13 protein-coding genes and 1 tRNA gene are annotated in these 17,541 nt (G+C 59.5%); 6 read left to right on the top strand and 8 right to left on the bottom strand.

The genetic code is table 11. The features are described 5' to 3' along the window. A partial coding sequence (locus D7D26_RS10250; RefSeq protein WP_199674770.1) for a YadA C-terminal domain-containing protein occupies positions 1-2,759 on the top strand: 2,759 nt, incomplete at its 5' end. 171 nt (positions 2,760-2,930) lie between these two features. On the opposite strand, the gene D7D26_RS10245 is transcribed toward D7D26_RS10250, so the two are convergent. The 3 genes from D7D26_RS10245 to D7D26_RS10235 all read right to left on the bottom strand — a co-directional run bounded on the left by D7D26_RS10245 (position 2,931) and on the right by D7D26_RS10235 (position 6,806). After that, a complete protein-coding gene (locus D7D26_RS10245) occupies positions 2,931-4,028 on the bottom strand; it encodes an ABC transporter ATP-binding protein (protein ID WP_120372973.1) in 1,098 nt (365 codons plus the stop codon). Continuing rightward, positions 4,028-5,674: an ABC transporter permease gene (locus D7D26_RS10240; protein ID WP_120372972.1), complete on the bottom strand. Its 1,647-nt coding sequence runs from the start codon at positions 5,672-5,674 to the stop codon at positions 4,028-4,030. The genes D7D26_RS10245 and D7D26_RS10240 overlap by 1 nt, the downstream gene beginning before the upstream one ends. 145 nt (positions 5,675-5,819) lie before the next feature. Further along, positions 5,820-6,806 (bottom strand): ABC transporter substrate-binding protein, encoded by a 987-nt coding sequence (locus D7D26_RS10235; protein WP_078017082.1) that lies wholly within the window; start codon positions 6,804-6,806, stop codon positions 5,820-5,822. Between the two features lie 263 nt (positions 6,807-7,069). Here D7D26_RS10235 and D7D26_RS10230 point away from each other — a divergent pair, with 263 nt between their 5' ends. After that, positions 7,070-8,032, top strand: coding sequence for an ABC transporter substrate-binding protein (locus D7D26_RS10230; RefSeq protein ID WP_120372971.1), 963 nt, complete (start codon positions 7,070-7,072; stop codon positions 8,030-8,032). 93 nt (positions 8,033-8,125) lie between these two features. Here the strand turns inward: D7D26_RS10230 and D7D26_RS10225 are convergent, their stop codons facing one another. Beyond that, on the bottom strand, positions 8,126-9,400 hold the full coding sequence (locus tag D7D26_RS10225; protein WP_078017080.1) for a Glu/Leu/Phe/Val family dehydrogenase: 1,275 nt from the start codon (positions 9,398-9,400) through the stop codon (positions 8,126-8,128). A gap of 439 nt (positions 9,401-9,839) precedes the next feature. Then, positions 9,840-10,481, bottom strand: a complete 642-nt coding sequence (locus D7D26_RS10220; protein ID WP_120372970.1) for a class I SAM-dependent methyltransferase — start codon at positions 10,479-10,481, stop codon at positions 9,840-9,842. Between the two features lie 229 nt (positions 10,482-10,710). Between D7D26_RS10220 and D7D26_RS10215 the strand changes: the two genes are divergently transcribed. From D7D26_RS10215 to recQ, 4 genes are all read left to right on the top strand, one after another. Beyond that, on the top strand, positions 10,711-12,021 hold the full coding sequence (locus tag D7D26_RS10215) for a Na+/H+ antiporter NhaC family protein (protein ID WP_120372969.1): 1,311 nt from the start codon (positions 10,711-10,713) through the stop codon (positions 12,019-12,021). Between the two features lie 284 nt (positions 12,022-12,305). Next, complete coding sequence (locus tag D7D26_RS10210) at positions 12,306-13,589, top strand: SLC13 family permease (RefSeq protein WP_120372968.1); 1,284 nt, start codon at positions 12,306-12,308, stop codon at positions 13,587-13,589. Positions 13,590-13,643: 54 nt separating this feature from the next. Then, complete coding sequence (locus D7D26_RS10205) at positions 13,644-14,123, top strand: CBS domain-containing protein (RefSeq protein WP_120372967.1); 480 nt, start codon at positions 13,644-13,646, stop codon at positions 14,121-14,123. 93 nt (positions 14,124-14,216) lie between these two features. Next, positions 14,217-16,073: a DNA helicase RecQ gene (recQ, locus tag D7D26_RS10200; RefSeq protein ID WP_120372966.1), complete on the top strand. Its 1,857-nt coding sequence runs from the start codon at positions 14,217-14,219 to the stop codon at positions 16,071-16,073. A gap of 65 nt (positions 16,074-16,138) precedes the next feature. Here recQ and rsmA read toward each other — a convergent pair whose 3' ends face one another. The 3 genes from rsmA to D7D26_RS10185 all read right to left on the bottom strand — a co-directional run. Then, positions 16,139-16,948, bottom strand: a complete 810-nt coding sequence (gene rsmA, locus D7D26_RS10195) for a 16S rRNA (adenine(1518)-N(6)/adenine(1519)-N(6))-dimethyltransferase RsmA (protein WP_120372965.1) — start codon at positions 16,946-16,948, stop codon at positions 16,139-16,141. A 56-nt stretch (positions 16,949-17,004) separates the two neighbouring features. Continuing rightward, positions 17,005-17,082, bottom strand: a tRNA-Pro gene (locus D7D26_RS10190). Positions 17,083-17,271: 189 nt separating this feature from the next. Continuing rightward, on the bottom strand, positions 17,272-17,541 hold a 270-nt coding region (locus D7D26_RS10185), incomplete at its 5' end, for a transposase (RefSeq protein WP_147413033.1).

The raw sequence follows: 17,541 nt of genomic DNA, 5'->3' as shown, positions 1-17,541 counted from the left end.
CCAAGCTCGTGCAGAACATCACCGGCGACGTCATCAACCAGATCAACACCACCACCAGCAATCCGGTGACGAACATCAGCGCCAAGTTCGGCGTGACCGCGGAAACGGGCACGAAAAAGACCGTGACGCTGGCCAAGGACACCGAACCGACCGTGAAGTTCGAAGGCGACGGAACCTACATCAAGTCCGCCATGACGGCCGACGGCGTGAAGTACAATCTGGATACGACCGCGCTGAATAACGCCATCACCAACATCACGAACCCGCTCGTCACCGCCGGCCTGAAATTCGACGCGAACGTCGGCGGAGTGCAGACGAACAAACTCGGCAGCACGATAAAGATCCAAGGCGCCGGAACCGAAACCGACGACAAGTATTCCGGCGAGAACGTCAAGACCAAGATCGCCCAGGATACTGCCGGCAACACCACCATCGACATCCTGCTGAACAAAGACCTGAAAGCCGCAAGCGTCATCGTCGGCAAAGACGGCAAGGACGGCAAGATCGGAGTGGCGGGAGCCAACGGCAAAGACGGCGTGACCATCTGGAGCGAGGGCCCCACGGGACAGAACGGCGTCGACGGCCATATCGGCCTGACCGGGAAAGACGGAGCCAGCGCCGACATCCACGTGAAAGACGGAGCCCCCGGCCTCGACGGAACGACCCTGACCCGTATCGTGTACGAAGACAAGAACGGCACGAGTCACGAAGTGGCCACCCTCGACGACGGCCTGAAGTACGCCGGCGACGACGGCCAGGGCGACGCGAGCAAAATCATCGCGAAGAAACTGAACACGCGCCTTGACATCGTCAGCGGCGCGGACGCAACCAAACTGACCGACGGCAACATCGGCGTGAACAACGTCGGCGGGAAGCTGAAAATCCAGCTCGCGCAGAACCTGAACCTGGGAAGCTCCGGCAGCGTGACCAGCGGCAGCAGCGTCCTGAACGCCGGCGGCCTGACCATCACCAACGCGTTGGATCCGACCAAGACCGTGAGCCTGACGGACGCCGGATTGAACAACGGCAACCACCAGATCACCAACGTCGCCAGCGGCGGCACCACAGAAACCAACGCCGCCAACATCAAAGACGTGAAAGACGCGATTGCCGCTTCACAGACCACCCTGACCGACAAAGGTCTGAAGTTCGCCGGCGACAGCGGGACCTCCGTCGGCAGAAAACTCGGAGAGACCCTGAAGATCAGCGGCGGAGCGGACGTCTCGAAACTTGCGGACGACAATATCGGCGTAATCACCGATCCCGCCAACGGCGAACTGAAAGTGAAACTGGCGCGGAACCTCAATCTGACGGCAGCCGGCAGCCTGACCATCGGCGACACTCTGCTTAACGGCAGCGGTCTGACGATTACCGGCGGCCCCGTCATCACCAAGACCAGCGTGAACATGGGCGGCCAGGTCGTCCACGGCGTCGCCAACGGCGCCGCCGCGACCGACGCAGTCAACTACGGCCAGCTCAAGGCCGTGGAGAACAAGATCGACCAGACCAGCACCACGGTGAACAAGGGGCTCACCTTCAAAGCCGACGATACCAACACCGTCAACAGGAAACTCGGCGAGACCCTCCACGTCGCCGGCGACGGCAGGAACACCGAGACCAGAGTCGACGGCGGCAAAGTTGTCGTCGCCCTCAAGAACGAGCTGAAATTCGACGTGACCGGGACGGCAAACAAGCTCACCATCAACAAGGACGACAAAGGCACCATCAACGGCCTGAGCAACACCGCCTGGAACCCCTTGAGCATCACCTCCGGCCAGGCGGCTACCGAAGACCAGCTCAAGGCCGTGGACGACAAGATCGCCGCCATCTCCACCGACACACTGAAGAGCTGGGACGCCCAGATCGACGGCGTGAAAGTGAAAACCGTCAGCAAGACCGACAACGTCCTCAACTTCAAGAAAGGCAGCAACATCAAGCTGAGCGACGACAGCGGCGCCATCAAGATCTCCGTCGTCGACGCTCCGAATTTTGCCGGCAAAGTGACAGCGAGAGGCTTCGACGCGACGGGCAACAAGATCGAAAACGTCAAAGCCGGGACCGTGAGCCAGACCAGCGGCGACGCGATCAACGGCGCGCAGCTGTGGAAGACCTCAAGCAGCGTCGCTGCCCACCTCGGCGGCGGCTCATCCGTCAACCCCGACGACTCCATCAGCGCGCCCACCTACAAGTTCAAGTACGTGAACGGCGGCAGCTACAACACCGTCGGCGACGCCTTGAGCGCCGTAGACAAACAGTTCGGCAACGTCTACAACCAGATGGGCGAACTGAGAGGCAGCATCAAGACCACCGGCGCGCTCGGCTCCGCGCTGAGCGCCTTGAAACCGATGCAGTACGACCCCGTCGAGCCCAGCCAGATCATGGCCGGCTTCGGAGCGTACAAGGGCGAATACGCCCTGGCCCTCGGCTTTGCGCACTACGTGAAGGAAGACTTCATGGTCCACGCCGGCGTGTCGGTCTCGCACCACGGCGAGTCGATGGCCAACGCCGGTCTGACGTGGAAGATCGGCAGGAAGGAAGACAAGGAAGGGATCCCCGCGCGCTACCGCAAGGGCCCCATGAACAGCGTCTACGTGATGCAGAAGGAGAACGCTCAGCTGCAGGCTCAGGTCGCTTCGATGGAGAAGACCAACTCTCGTCAGGCCGAGGAGATCGCGGAGATGAAGGCTTCGCAGAAGGAAATGCAGGAGCGGATGGAGCGCTTGGAGCGTCTGCTTCGCGCTTCGGGCAAAATCAAGTAAAAACGGAAACAAGAACTGACGCGGAGAAGCGGAGAAATGCAAAAGCAAGAAAAATGACGCCGCTTCCGCAGCGGAGAAAAAACTGAAACAGCGATACGGAAAAGGCGCGACGATCATTGATTTCGATCGCCGCGCCTTTTCCATATAGAGTTTTGTGTTGTGTTTTGCGGTTTACTGGCGGGGAGTGTCGATGATCACGGCGCCGCGAGGATCGAACGAGGCCTGGGCGCTGGCACCGCCGGCGCAGATCTGGGTGCCGGGCAGGAAGGGAACGGACAGGCTCAGGACGGGGCACGGATCGCCGACCGCCAGTTCGGCGTGATAGTCGAGTCGATCGCCCTCGAAGAGGCAGCGCAAGACGCGGATCGGCAGGCTGTTCTCCTGTCCTTCCAGGCTGAGGTTCTCGGGGCGTACGATCAGCAGGGCGTCCTTTCCGACCTGCGGCGGGTTCTGTTTGCCGAGTCGCGCCCTGACCTGGCAGCCCGCAATTTCAAAGACGCCCATGTCGCCCTCGGCCGCGGCGAGGACGCCGGGGATCAAGTTGGCCTGGCCGATGAAGTCGGCGACGAACGGCGAGGCCGGATCGGCGTAGATGTCCATAGGTGTGCCGACCTGCTCGATGCGGCCGCGGTTCATAACCATGATGCGGTCCGACATGGTCAGGGCTTCTTTCTGGTCGTGGGTGACGTAGAGACAGGTCAGCCCCAGTTCCTGCTGGATGCGGCGGATCTCCGCGCGCATGTGGATCCGCAGCTTGGCGTCGAGGTTGGAAAGCGGCTCGTCCATCAGCAGCAGTTTGGGACGCAGGACGAGAACGCGCGCCAGCGCCACGCGCTGCTGTTCGCCGCCGGAAAGCTGGTTGGGATAGCGGTCTTCGGCTTTTTCCAGTCCCACGAGCGCCAGCCCTTCGCGCACTTTCTTGGCGATCTCGGAGCGGCCGAGGCCGCGGACTTTGAGCCCGTAGGCGACGTTCTCGAAGATCTTCATGTGCGGGAACAGCGCGTAGTTCTGGAAGACGAAGCCGATGTTGCGCTCGTTGGCCGGCATGGTGGTGATGTCCGCGTCGCCCATGAGGATCTGCCCCGAGGTGGGGATCTCAAAGCCGGCGACCATGCGCAGCGTCGTGGTCTTGCCGCAGCCGGACGGGCCGAGGAAGGTCAGAAACTCTCCCGTGGTGACCGAAAGATTAACGTTTTGGACAGCGTGAAATTTTTCTCCGTCCTTCATGAAAACTTTATTGATATCGTTCAGAGTCAGTGAAACGGACATCAGCGAATTCCTCCTCCCGCATTGCCGGTGCGGCACAGAAGCCGGGCCAGAAGCGCCATCACGCCGCTGGCGATAAAAACAAGCACGATCAGCACGATCGAAAAGGCGCACGCCTGCGCGAACTGAAGTTCGGTCATGCACTCGAGGATACGCGTCGTGATCAGGCTCCAGCGCACGGAGACCAGGAAGATGGTGGCGCTGATCGCCGTCATGGAGTGGATGAACAGGTAGCGCATGCCGGCCAGTATGGCGGGGAGCACCAGCGGCAGCGTCACCTTGCGGAACGTCCGCGCCGAGGAAGCCCCCAGACTCGCCGAGGCCTCTTCGATGGACGGGTCGATCTGCTGCAGCGAGGCGACGACGTTGCGGATACCGGCGGAGGAATAGCGGAACACGTAGGAAGCGACAAGGATCGAAACCGTGCCCGTCAGCACCAGCGGCTTGTCGTTGAAGGCGATCACGTAGGCGATGCCGACCACCGTGCCCGGCAGCGCGAAGTTGAGCAGCGAGACCGTCTCCAGCGTCTTATGCCCTTTGACCTTCAGACGTTCTGTGGCGTAGCCGACCAGAACGGCGAGCAGGCCGCCCAGCGGCGTGCCGATGCAGGCGATGATCAGCGTGTCCTTGATGGCCTTGCGCCCGAAGTTGAACACGTAGGCGTAGTTTTCCGACGTCAGCGCGTTGTTGATGCCCCAGACCTTGACGATCGAGCCCCAGAAAATCAGCGCGTAGATGTAGACGACGAAGGTCATTACCGCCGCGATCAGGCCGATGATGCAGGCCGCGGGAAACGGCCCCGGCCCTTTCACGCTGCTGCGGCCGCCGGCCTTGCCCGAGATGGTCACGAAACTTTTTTTGCTCAGCCAGCAGTACTGGAGCGCGTAGACGACGAGCGCGGGCACCAGCAGCACGAAGGAGAGCGCCGCGCCGCCCTTGAGGTCGTACATGCCCGTGATCTGCAGATACGCCTGCGTCGGCAGCACGGGAAACGCGTGCCCGGCCAGGACCAGCGGCGTGGCGAAGTCCGCCAGCGAGCAGGCGAAGACGAGCAGAAAGGCGTTCGCCAGCCCCGGCGCCGACAGCGGCAGCGTCACCGTGCGGAAGACCCGCAGCGGCGAAGCCCCCATCGAATAGGCCGCGTCCTCCAGATTGGAGTCGATGCGGCTGAGGATCGTCGTCAGCGTCATGAAGGCGACGGGGTAGAACGTGAGCGTTTCCGAGAGGAACGTGCCCCAGAAGCCGTAGAAGTTGAAGTTTTCGAGCCCGAGCAGCTTGATCAGAAGGCCGTTCGGCCCCAGAGAGAGTGTCAGCGCGATGCTGCTGGTAAAAGGCGGCGAGATCAGCGGCAGCATGGAAATAATGGAGAGCAGCCATTTGAACCAGCCCGGCAGAGAAAGGCGCGTCACCGCGTAAGCGAAAACAAAGCCCAAGACCGTGCCGGAAACGGCCACGCAGCCGCCCAGCAGCAAGCTGTTGATCAGCGCCTGCCGGTCGTACCAATTGGTGAGGACCGGCGCGAGATTGGCAAGGGTGAATCTGCCGTCGACCCAGAACGCGATCCACAGCAGACGAAGAGCCGGATAGACCACGAAAATCCCCAGAGCGATCCAGAGCGCGGCGATCACGGCCCGAGTGGCGGGATCCAAACGGGGGCGAGTAGAAAGACTGTGCGTCAAAGTTTTTCACCTGCTTCAGTCGAAATATCACGTACGGGCTGCGTCCGATGGAGCGGCAGCCTGCCGGACCGTCAAAAAAAGGGGCTCCGCGAGGAGCCCCGGATAAATTGCCGCGCTACTTGATGACCTCGTTCTTCCAGCGCTCCACGAACTCGTCGCGCTTGGCGCCCTTCCATGCCACGTCGGTCTCGACAAGGTTGATCGCGTTCAGATCGAGCAGAGGGTTGTCGGTTGTGACGTCGGTGCGGGTGGGAACGTAGTTGATCTTGTTGGCGACGATGAAATCGGCAAAGCTCTTGCTGACCATCCAGTCGGCGAACTTCTTGGCGTCCTCGAGGTTCTTGGCTCCGTGCACGACGCCGCAGCCTTCGATGCCGTAGGACACGCCATCCTTGGGATAGCTGATCACCACGGGGTAGCCCTGCTGCTGGATGTCGAGCGCGTCGACGATGTAGAAAATGCCGGAAGCGCACTGACCGGTCGCGATCGGCATGGCGCCGCCCGCGCCGCTCTTCGTGTACATCTGGATGTTGGCGTGCAGCTTCTTCTGATACTTGAAAGCTTCGTCTTCGCCCATGATCTTCACCAGCGAGAAAATACGCTCCGTCGCCGTGCCGGACGTGCGGGCGTCGGCCATCTGCAGACCGTTCTTGTATCTGGGATCGAGCAGATCGTTCCAGGTCGCGGGAGCCTGCATCTCGTTCTTCTTGAGGAAATCCTCGTTCGTCAGGAAGCACAGCGGGATGATGCCGATGCCCGTCCAGTAGCCGTCCGCGCTGCGGAACTTGGCGGGGATCGCCTCGACGCCCTGAGGCAGGTACTTCTCGAAGACGCCCTGCGTGACGATCGCTTCATAGGTATCGGCCGGTCCGCCGATCAGCACGTCGACCTGAGGATTGTTCTTCTCGGCTTCGAGGCGCGTCTTGGCCTCGCCGGAAGACAAACGCAGGAAATTGACGTGGATCCCCGTCTCCTGCTCGAACGCCTGAGTCACCTTGGAAACGTACTTCTCCGGCATGATCGAGTAGGCGTTGATCTCCGCCGCGCTTGCGGGCAGAGCCGTCAGCCCCAACAACAGAACGAGTGCAGCAAACTTTTTCATCACCGAAACATCCTTTCTGAAATGATTGAGATGAGACGCCAGATGGAACGTAAACATTATAGCGCAGATAGTCAGTGATTCCAAGTGAGATCCAACAGATAAAAATGACCGGAAAACCGAAAAAGGGCGAAGGGGAATCGTTCGTTGGCGCTGTTGCAATTTTTACCTTTGTGAGCGAAAATCCTGTATGGGCAACGCGCACCTAAGCGCAGTCGAAATTTGTGCAATCACAGTTTAAATTATATTTTTAAGGAGGAGTTTTCATGGGATTGTTTTCTGTGGCGAAGCGTCTTGCGTTCATCGGGATCTGTTCGTTGGCGCTGAATGTCGGCGGCTTGAGGACGGCGAGTTTGGCCCGCACGGTCGAGTCGATGAACTTCACCTACGTGCAGTCGCCGCTGAACGTGCCTTCCATCGTCGAGAAAGCGCGGGGCAGCTTTGCCTCGTACTTCAAAGAACTGGGCCTGCCGGTGAACTACGCCAACCTGACCGCCGGACCGCAGCAGACGGCGGCCCTCGCTTCCGGCGACCTGCAGATCCTCAACGCCGTCGGCGGCACCTCGGTCATCCTGGCGGCGGCCAACGGCGCCGACGTCAAGATCATCAGCATGTACAGCCGTTCGCCCAAGGCGTTCATGCTGTTCTCCAACGACGCGGCCATCGATTCGCCGGCGGCGCTGAAGGGCAAGACCGTCGCCGGTCCCAAAGGCACCAATTTGCATGAATTGCTGGTCGCATACCTCAAAACCGGCGGCCTGACCATCGACGACGTCAAATTCGTCAACATGGGGATCCCCGCGGCGCTGGCCGCCCTCGAAGGCGGCACAATCGACGCGGCGCTGCAGGCCGGCCCCAGCGCCTACAACTGCATGAAGTCGGGCAAACATCTGATCACCGACGGCGACGGACTGATCGCGGCACTCATCGCCACGGCCACCAGCCAGAAATTCTACGACGAGAACAAAGAGTTGGTCGAAACGTTCGAGAGGGCGCAGCGCTCGGTCCTGCAGTTCATCGCCGAAAATCACGATGAAGCCATGAAGATGACGGCCGAGGCGACCGGCCTGAGCGTGGAAGCCGTGGAGGAAATGTTCCCCATGTACGATTTCGCCATGGACGTCTCCGAAAAAGACGTCGAAGACCTGAAGAAAACGGAACAGTTTCTGCTCGACAACGGCATGATCGACAAGGAGATCGACGTGAAGACGCTTTTCTTGAAGCGCTGAGGCAATGATAAGCAACAAAAAAGGACTGCTTTTCAGCAGTCCTTTTTTGTTGCTTCGGTATAGTGATAACTCACGACGGAGGAACCGTAAAACCTAGAGATACACTCCGCGCATTTCCGTGGCGTCGGCGACGCGTTTGATGGCGGCCAGGAACGCCGCGCGGCGCATCTTCACGTTGTGCGTCTGAGCGTAGTCCCAGACCTTCTTGAAATTGTCCTTCATGATGCTCAGCAGACGGTTGTTGTAGTCCTCTTCGGACCAGAAGAAACCGCCGAGATCCTGGCACCACTCGAAGTAGGATCCGATCACGCCGCCGGAGTTGGCGAGGAAGTCGGGAACGACGAGGATGCCTTTCTGATCGAGGATCTTGTCGCCTTCGGGCGTGGTGGGGCCGTTCGCGCCTTCGACGATGTACTTGGCCTTGATGTCGCCGGCGTTCTTCTCGGTGATGACGCCTTCCAGCGCGCAGGGCAGGAAGATGTCGCAATCGCACGTCTGGATGGAATCGATCATCGTGACGCCCGGTTCCTTGTCAAGACCCGTCAGGAGTTTCTTGGGGTTGGAAGCGATCAGTTTGAACGCCTTGGCGATGTCGATGCCGTTCTCATTGTAGTAAACGCCGGTGATGTCGCTGATGGCGACGACCTTGGCGCCGGCTTCGGCGAGGGTCTTGGCGGCGAAGGACCCGACGTTGCCGAATCCCATCACGGCGCACTTCATGCCCTTGATGTCCTTGCCGAGGGCCTTCATGAATTCGATGGCGCAGGTGGCGACGCCAAGGCCGGTGGCCGCGTTGCGGCCCTTGGAACCCCAGAGGGGAATGGGCTTGCCGGTGAAGATCGCCGGTTCGAGACGACCGCGCATGCGGCTGATGGTGTCCATGAACCAGGTCATGACCTGACCGTTGGTGTTCACGTCGGGCGCGGGAACGTCCGTCCAGGCGCCGACGACCGGTTCGATGCGGGCCGCATAGGTGCGGCTCAGGCGCTCGAGCTCCTTCTTGGAGAGCTTCAGCGCGTCGACGCGCACGCCGCCCTTGCCGCCGCCGTAAGGGATGCCGGCCAGCGAGCACTTCCACGTCATCATGAAAGCGAGAGCTTCGCACTCGTCAAGGCACACGTCCTGATGGAAACGCACGCCGCCCTTGGCGGGGCCGACGGCGCTGTTGTGAGCGACGCGGAAACCTTCGAAGACCTTGATGGAACCGTCGTCCATTTCAACGGGGACGGAGACGCAGGTCTTGCGCTCGGAATGGGCGAGGATGTCGGTGATCCCCTCGTCAAGCCCCATTTCCTCAGCTGCGCCGTAGAAGTTCTCGAGTGCCGTGCGAAGGAGTACATTGTCAGACTTACGTTTTACCAAAGCCATAGCAAAACACCTCCTGAGATTTAGCGGTAAAATACCGCTTCAAACCGAACACATGCTACATCAATCACAATTTTATTTTAACACTCTTTCCTGGTGAGTCCAGTGCGTTTATGTGTATACATGTCTTGCTCATAAGTTATGAATATTGACCGCTACTGTAATTATTGGCGTTTGCTGATTTTAGATGAAAAATAACTATATATTATCCAGCTTTTTGCTTTGCGGCGATAAATATTTATAAAGCCTTTAATATATCTTTGAGCGGCGCACGTGAATGATCTCAGGAGGAATTTCGAAGCGTTCGTTCTGTCTCGGCTCAGAAAAGCCGGGCGAATGCGAGGCATTCGTCCGGCCAGAGAAACGATTTTTCGAATTGTGCGCGGCGGGAGCAAGGCGAGCGCACAAAATGGCAGAGCACCGCACCGTCGGGCAGGAGCGGTCATTGCGAAAGATTATGGCGTTCACTGAGCCTGTGCGCGAAAAAAAGCGCCGCCTTTTCCTCGGCGCGGTTTTGCGGCGTGTGGCAATCGTAGACGAACGCCGGCGGGATGTTGCGGAGCACGAACGAGATTCTGACCGATTCGAAAAGATGGCAGAAAAGACGGTGCATTTGTCGGGAATATTGATAGGCGATGAATTGGCCGCTGGGTTTTAAGCATGCCACCACGCCCTGGAGGATTTTGCCGGAAACTTCTCTTGGGAGCGTTGTCCAGGGAAGGCTGGAAATGATCACGTCCAGCGAACGTGGCCTGATGACCTGCGCGAGGTCGCAGGCATCTGGGAACACGGCGATCTTAAATCTGTTTTCGATTTTTTCGCGCAGTTTCCGGTCCAGTTCGAAGACGGAAAGACAGGCATCGGGAGAGATTTTCCTGAGGAGCGCTTCCGTGACAACTCCGGTGCCGGCGCCGAGTTCGGCAACGTCGGTCACTGCGGCCCAGTCCGTGAGTTTGAGCATCTCCTGAACGAGAAAGTGAGAACTGGGCGCGACGCTGCCGATCTGTCCCGGCTGCGCGATAAAACGGCGCAGGAAAAGCAGGGTGCTCCAGCGGGGGAGCAGGGGAATCGGTTCTTTATCCATGAAGGGGCCTCCGAATTGTCGTGAAGGGATGAACGAGGCGTTGAAGTCGTTCCGTAAAATGTGAATAATATTGTATCATAGATCCGCGGGCTGCATGAGGCGGAATGTCGGCAGCGCCGCGCGGCGTTAAGAAAAGCGCGGGCTTAAGTATAAAACAGTTGACACTCCCCGTGGCAATTTTTAGAATCAGATTCTTCAGTGATCGAGTCGTTATTACAGAGGTGCCGGGATGGATCTTGTCGTAGCGTTCGTCTTTTTCGCAGGAGCGATGGCGGTGGGGCTCGGCTGTCGTCTGCCCATGTTCTGGGCGATGACCGTCGGCTATTTCGCTTTTGTCGCCGTGGGGCTGCATCGGGGGTACCGTCTTGGCGTCCTGTTGAAAATGTCATGGCCGGGCGCGAAGAATTCTCTGATCGTCATTCGCGTTTTGCTGTTGATCGGCATGTTGACGGGGCTGTGGCGTTCGGCGGGGACTTTCGCTTTCCTGGTAACGTGGGGAATGCGCCTGATCAGGCCTTCGCTGTTTATCCTCGCCGCCTATGCGCTTTCCTGCGGATTGTCCTACGCGATCGGCACCTCGTTCGGCGTCGCCGGCACTCTCGGCGTCGCCCTGATGGCTTTGGCCCGCGGCGGCGGGGCCAACGAGCTGATCACCGCAGGGGCCATCATGTCCGGCATCTACTTTGGCGATCGCTGTTCGCCGGCATCGTCCTGCGCAAATCTTGTCGCGTCGTTGACGGGAACCGAGCTTTACGACAATATCAGGCTGATGATGAAAACGTCTCTGACGGCGGTCGGGTGTTCGTGTCTGTTCTATTATCTTCTTTCTCTGGCTTACCCGATGCCACGCGCCGACAGCGGCATGATCCTGTCGTTGGAGAAGAGTTTCAATTTGACGCCGTGGGTGATCGTTCCCGCGGTCATCATGTTTGTGATGCCACTGCTGAAAGTGCGGCCGCTTTATGCGTTTCTTGCCAGCATCGCGTGTGCCTGGGGCTGCACGGTGTGTTTTCAGCACGCTTCCTGGAGCGGTTCGCTTCGATATGCCGCCTTTGGGTTCTCCGCCGAGCCCGGCTCTGCGGCGGCGCTGTTCAACGGCGGCGGGCTGAGTTCCATGCTCGACATGTGCGCCGTCCTGTTTATTTCCGGGACCTATTCGGGGATTTTCGACGGCACGCACATGCTCGACGGCCTTCAGGGGCGCCTTGTCGGCTTTATGCGCCGAACGAGTCCTTTTGCCGCGTTGACGCTGGTCGGCGTTATTGCCAACGGGATTTTCTGCAATCAGACGATCGGCATCATGATGACGACTCAAATGATGAAAAGCCCTTATGAACGCTCGGGGCTCAGTCGCGCGGAGCTGGCGCAGGACATTGCCAACTCGACGGTGGTGACGGCGGGGCTGATCCCGTGGTGTATCGCCTGTTCCGTGCCGCTGGCGATGCTGGGAGTCCCGGCGCGGGCTCTTCCGTATGCCGCGTACCTCTATTTGCTCCCTCTTTCCTATGGGCTGATGAAAAGGATCTGGTTCAAAAGCTGATCGCTCCGAAGAACGGGAATGGCCGAAGAAGCCGTTCTCGTTCTGTTTTTATGACTGTCGGTATACTTTTGCCGTTCGCATCGGGGCGTTTGCGTACGCACGATGAATTCAAGGGGCTGGCTTGTAACTTGCAATGTGTTGTTTATGTGCTATTTGCCTTGCGTTTTTTTGGGGTTGAGCTATACTGCGCTATGCAATCCAAACGTAATGTTCCCCGGAGCGGCGAAACCGGCCGAGGGGGAAAAACGCCTTGGCATTATCATTTCGCTCAGGAGGCATGATACATGGACATCAGAGCTTGGGCGGCGCTATCCATCTTTGTCGGCGTCATCGCCGCGATCGCCAGCGGCAAGGTAAAGTCGACGACCGCCACGCTGCTGGGCGCCTCGGTGATGGCGCTGAGCGGCCTTCTTTCCGGCGATCAAATCGTCGTGGCGATCGACCACAACACAGTCGGTCTGCTCGTGGGCATGATGATCGTCGTGGGGATTCTGTCGAAGTGCGGCGTGTTCCAGTATATCGCCGTCAAGGCCGTGAAGGTGACCGGCGGCCGGGGGCGCCTGATCCTCTGGTCGATCTCGTTCATCACGGTGATCCTTTCGGCGTTTCTCGACAACGTCACGACGATCCTGCTGGTGACGCCGGTCGTCTTGTCGCTCTGCGATCTGATCGGCCTCAAACCGCTTCCGTTTCTGATGGTGGAGAGCTTTGCCTCGACCATCGGCGGCACGGGGACGCTGATCGGCGATCCGCCCAACATGATCATCGGCTCCATCGCCGGACTCTCGTTCAATGACTTCATCGGAGTGATGACGCCTGTCGCCCTGGTTGTCTGGGCGGCCGTCACGCTGTATATGGAGCGCCGCTACCGCGCCGAGCTGAGCGCCGTGGACGCCGAGGCGACGGCCCGCCTGAACCAGGTCGACGAGTCGAAGCTGATCACCGACCGGCGGCTGATGACCAAGGCGCTGATCGTCATCTCCTTCGTCCTGGCCGCGTTCGTGCTGCAGAAGCAGATCGGCGTCGAGCCCTCGGTTTCGGCCCTGACGGCCGCGGCCGTGCTTCTGATTATCACCGGCATCGACGACGCGGCGATCATCCGCGACGAAGTGGGCTGGACGACGATCATTTACTTCGTCTCGCTTTTCGTCATGGGCGGCGGGCTGCGCGCCACCGGAGTGATCACCGCCATAGCGCACGGCATCGCGTCGCTTTTCTCCGACTCGCCGCTGCTGATGGCGCTGGGGATCCTTTGGGTCTCGGGCATTGCCTGCATCTTCATCAACAGCGCGGCCTTTGCGGCGATCTTCGTCTACGTCGTCGCGGAAATCGCTTCGGCGACCGGCATGCCGGCGACGCCGCTGTACTGGGCGCTGGCTTTGGGCGCCTGTCTCGGGGGCAACGGCAGCTATCTGGGGGCGGCCGCCAATGCGGTGATGGCCGATCTGGCCGTGAAAAACAACGTCGGCATTTCCTTCGGGTATTTCATGAAGATCGGTCTACGCGTCGTGTTGATCTCTCTGTCCATTTCTTCCGCGGCGGTGTACGTGATCTGCAAATTGTCGTAGAATCATGGTGCGGGGAACACCATTCAAAATCGATCGTTAAAGGGGCTGAGTATCGTGAAAATCGGCGAGTTAATGGACCGCGACCTCACGGCGCTGCACGAGGAGAACACCGTGGCGGAAGCGATCGAAACGCTTTTGCGGCATCACATGACAGGGCTCCCGGTGCTCGACGAGGATTGTCATGTCCTCGGTTTCGTCAGCGAAGAGGACATCATCAAATCCGCGCTGCCGGATTATGTCTCCAAGCTGCCCTCTTCGGCGTTCCTTCCCGATTACGGGCAGTTCTCCGCGCGTCTGGCCGCGGCCGGCGCAAAGCTGGTGAAAGACATCATGCACCGCGGCTGCGTCGCCTTCGATGTTGACGAGACGGATTTCGTCGTCGCGGCGGAAATGATCCGCAGGCACATCAAGGTCGCTCCCGTCCTCAAAGACGGCGTGATGGAAGGCTATATCAGCCGCGCCTACCTGATCAAGAGGATGATGCGCGCGGCGAACCCCGGAAGCGACGTGGAAGTTTTAGACGATCAGCACTGAATGCGAAAAGGGGAGGCCCGCGACGGGCCTCCCCTTTTTCATATCTGGTGTAGAATAGGCGTGAAGACCATTTGAAGCGGAGGCGGAAAAACGGTGGACGAAAAGCTGAAAATCCTGAAACGGTACTTTGGCTACTCTTCCTTCCGCCCCGGCCAGGAAAAAACGATCGACGCGCTGATCGGCGGGCGGGACACTTTCGCCGTGATGCCGACCGGCGCGGGAAAGTCCATCTGCTACCAGATCCCGGCGCTTCTGGGGCGCGGCGTCTCGCTGGTCGTCTCGCCGCTGGTGTCGCTGATGAAAGACCAGGTCATGTCTCTCGTACAGATGGGAGTCAAGGCCGCTTATATCAACAGCTCGCTGACGCCGGCGCAGATCCGCGTCGTCCTCGGCCAGGCGGCTGCCGGGCAGTACAAGATCATCTACGTCGCTCCCGAGCGTTTGCTGACGGGCGGCTTTCTGCAGTTCGCGCGGAGCGCGCCGCTCGATTACGTGACGGTCGACGAGGCGCACTGCGTCTCCAAATGGGGGCAGGATTTCCGACCCAGTTATCTGGACGTGAAGGCGTTTATTTCCGAACTGCCGAAACGTCCTGTGCTCGGCGCCTTTACGGCCACGGCGACGGCGGAAGTCAGGGAAGACGTCGTCGACCTGCTGGGGTTGGAACGCCCGTACAAAGTGGTGACGGGATTCGACCGGAAGAATCTCTTTTACGAAGTGCGCCATCCGTCCGAGCGCCGGGCGGAGCTGCTGCGCATCGTCAAGGACTTTTCCGGGCGCAGCGGGATCGTGTACTGCGCCACGCGGAAGAACGTGGACGAAATATGCGAGATGCTTCGGGACCGAAACATTCCCGCCGCGCGCTACCACGCCGGGCTCGACGACGCCGAGCGCTCGCGCAGCCAGGACGACTTCATCAACGACCGCGTCGGCGTCATGGTGGCGACGAACGCCTTCGGCATGGGCATCGACAAGTCGAACGTTTCCTACGTCGTCCACTACAACATGCCCGGCGACATGGAAAGTTACTATCAGGAAGCGGGCCGGGCCGGCCGCGACGGCGAACCGGCACGGTGCATCCTGCTCTACGGCGCGCAGGACGTGCGCACGCAGCTTTTCTTCATCGAACACATGGGCGAAAATTCCGCGCCGGGCGACCGGAACCAGAGCGAACTGCAGGAATTGGCGCGACTCCGTCTGAAAGGCATGATCGATTACTGCTTTACTTCCGGCTGTCTGCGCGCCTATATTCTGAAGTACTTCGGCGAAGAGCCGCCGTCGCGCTGCGACAACTGCGGCAACTGCCAGAGAGTTCTCGAACAGGTCGACGTCACGATCGACGCGCAGAAGATCCTCTCCTGCGTGAAGCGCGCCCATGAAGCCTGGGGCGTCAAAGTCATCATGGACGTGCTGCGCGGCAGCAAAGCGGCCAAACTGCACGAGAACGGCCTCGACGGGCTGACGACGTACGGCATCATGGCGGACGTTTCCGAGCGGCGTCTGCGTGACATCATCTTCTATTTGATGCAGGAAAAATATCTGGCCAGTTCCGGGGGCCAGTATCCGCGGCTGATCTTGGGCGAACGGGCCGCGGAAGTGCTGCGCGACCGCAGAAATATCGCGGCGCCGCTGCCGCAGATCGAGAGCCGGGCCGCCCGCAGCGAAAAGAAGAAGCGCATGCAGGCGCAGATGACATCCGCTTCTCAGCCGGAACTTTACGAGCGGCTCAAGTCGCTGCGCTTCGAGATCGCCCGCGCCAAAGGCGTGCCCGCCTTTATGGTGTTCACGAACGCCGCGCTGACCGACATGAGCGAAAAAATGCCGCGGAGCATCGACGAATTCCTCGAAGTTTCCGGCGTCGGCGAGCGCAAGGCCGCGGAGTACGGCGAACGCTTCGTCGCCGCCATCGAAGCCTGGCTGAACGAACGGCGGCCGTCCGCGGAAAAATAAGGAGCCGATAACGAACAGGACGCGCGATGATCCCGGATCATCGCGCGTCTTCGTATGTACGGGCTTCAATTTTCGGCCGCCGCAAGTTCCTGGAAAAGGGCGCGCCATTGGGGCGCGGTCAGCTCTTCGGCCCTGGCCGCGAGGCCGATCCCGGCCGCCGCAAAAATTGCGGGGAGCCTGCTTTTGTCGCAGCCGGCGGCCGCAAGATTGTTGACGAGCTTTTTGCGGCGCTGGGCAAAAGCCGCAGCCAGAAGTCGCCGCCACAGAGGGGAAGCGGCGAGGTCGAAGTTTTTTGTAAGAGCGATTGAGATGAGCGCCGACCAGACTTTGGGCGGCGGATTGAAAGAGCCGGGCGAGACTTTCATGAGCGTCCTGACCGCGCCCATCTGTTCCAGCGTGATCCCGAGCGGCGACCGCCCTTTTGTTGCCGGAGGCGCGTTCAGGCGGTCGGCGGCTTCTTTTTGCACCAGAAGGATCAGCCGTTCCAGGCGGTTCGGCCCCAGCTCGGCGAGGATTTTCCAGATCAGGTCGGTCGTGATGTTGTAGGGAATGTTGGCCAGGACCTTGGTGGGAAGCGGGGAAAGCTGCCTTAAATCGACGGACAGTGCGTCGCCCCAGGAAATCTTGAAACGGTCGGGGTGCCTGGTCCGGAGCGGTTCCAGCCACGGCGCGAGCCGCCGGTCGATCTCCAGCGCGTGCACGAAGCGGCAGGAGCTTTGCAAAAGCTCCCGGGTGAGCGCTCCCTGCCCCGGGCCGACTTCGAGAACGACGTCCGCGGGATTGAGCGCGCCCGCTTCGAGGCAGCGGCGCGCGACTGCGGGATTGTTGAGGAAATTCTGCCCAAGGCTGATTTTGTTGTTGAAAGTGTGTGTCATGGTCGAATCCCGGATTATGAAAAAAGCGGATGCCGGAGGCATCCGCTGGAAATTTCTGGTCGGGACGAGAGGATTCGAACCTCCGACCACCTGAACCCCATTCAGGTACGCTAGCCAGGCTGCGCTACGTCCCGTTTAAGACATTGGGCATTATAGCCCTGCGGTGAAGAAGTGTCAAGCGCCAATTTGAAAAGTTGCGCGATTTGCCGAATCTTGAAATTCTTCAAGGTAAATGCAACGCAACATCCGGTACCCCGTTGCATTAAATCTGAATTAAAAGAAGCTTGCATTTAGGGCTTGTTTAAAAAACATTTCAGCTTGTATTATTTCAATAAAATAACACTGGCAGCAACAAGAACAAAAGCGAAAAACGAAGCGTCAAGTTTGTCATAGCGGGTGAAAATTCTACGGAACCATTTGATTTTCTGAAAGAAACATTCAACCAAGTGTCGTTCCTTGTAAACATGCTCATCTATAAACCACGGTTCGGGATTATCGCTCTTCGGCGGGATAGTGTAACTTCCCTCCCGAGAAGTAATGTACTCTCTGATGGCTTGCGAACCGTAAGCCTTATCGCCGATGACGTTGCTCCC

Origin of the sequence: Pyramidobacter sp. CG50-2 (assembly GCF_003612005.1) — a bacterium.
Lineage (GTDB): Bacteria > Synergistota > Synergistia > Synergistales > Dethiosulfovibrionaceae > Pyramidobacter.
Note: the sequence above shows the minus strand (reverse complement) of the source record. Positions and strands in the feature narration are given on the sequence as shown.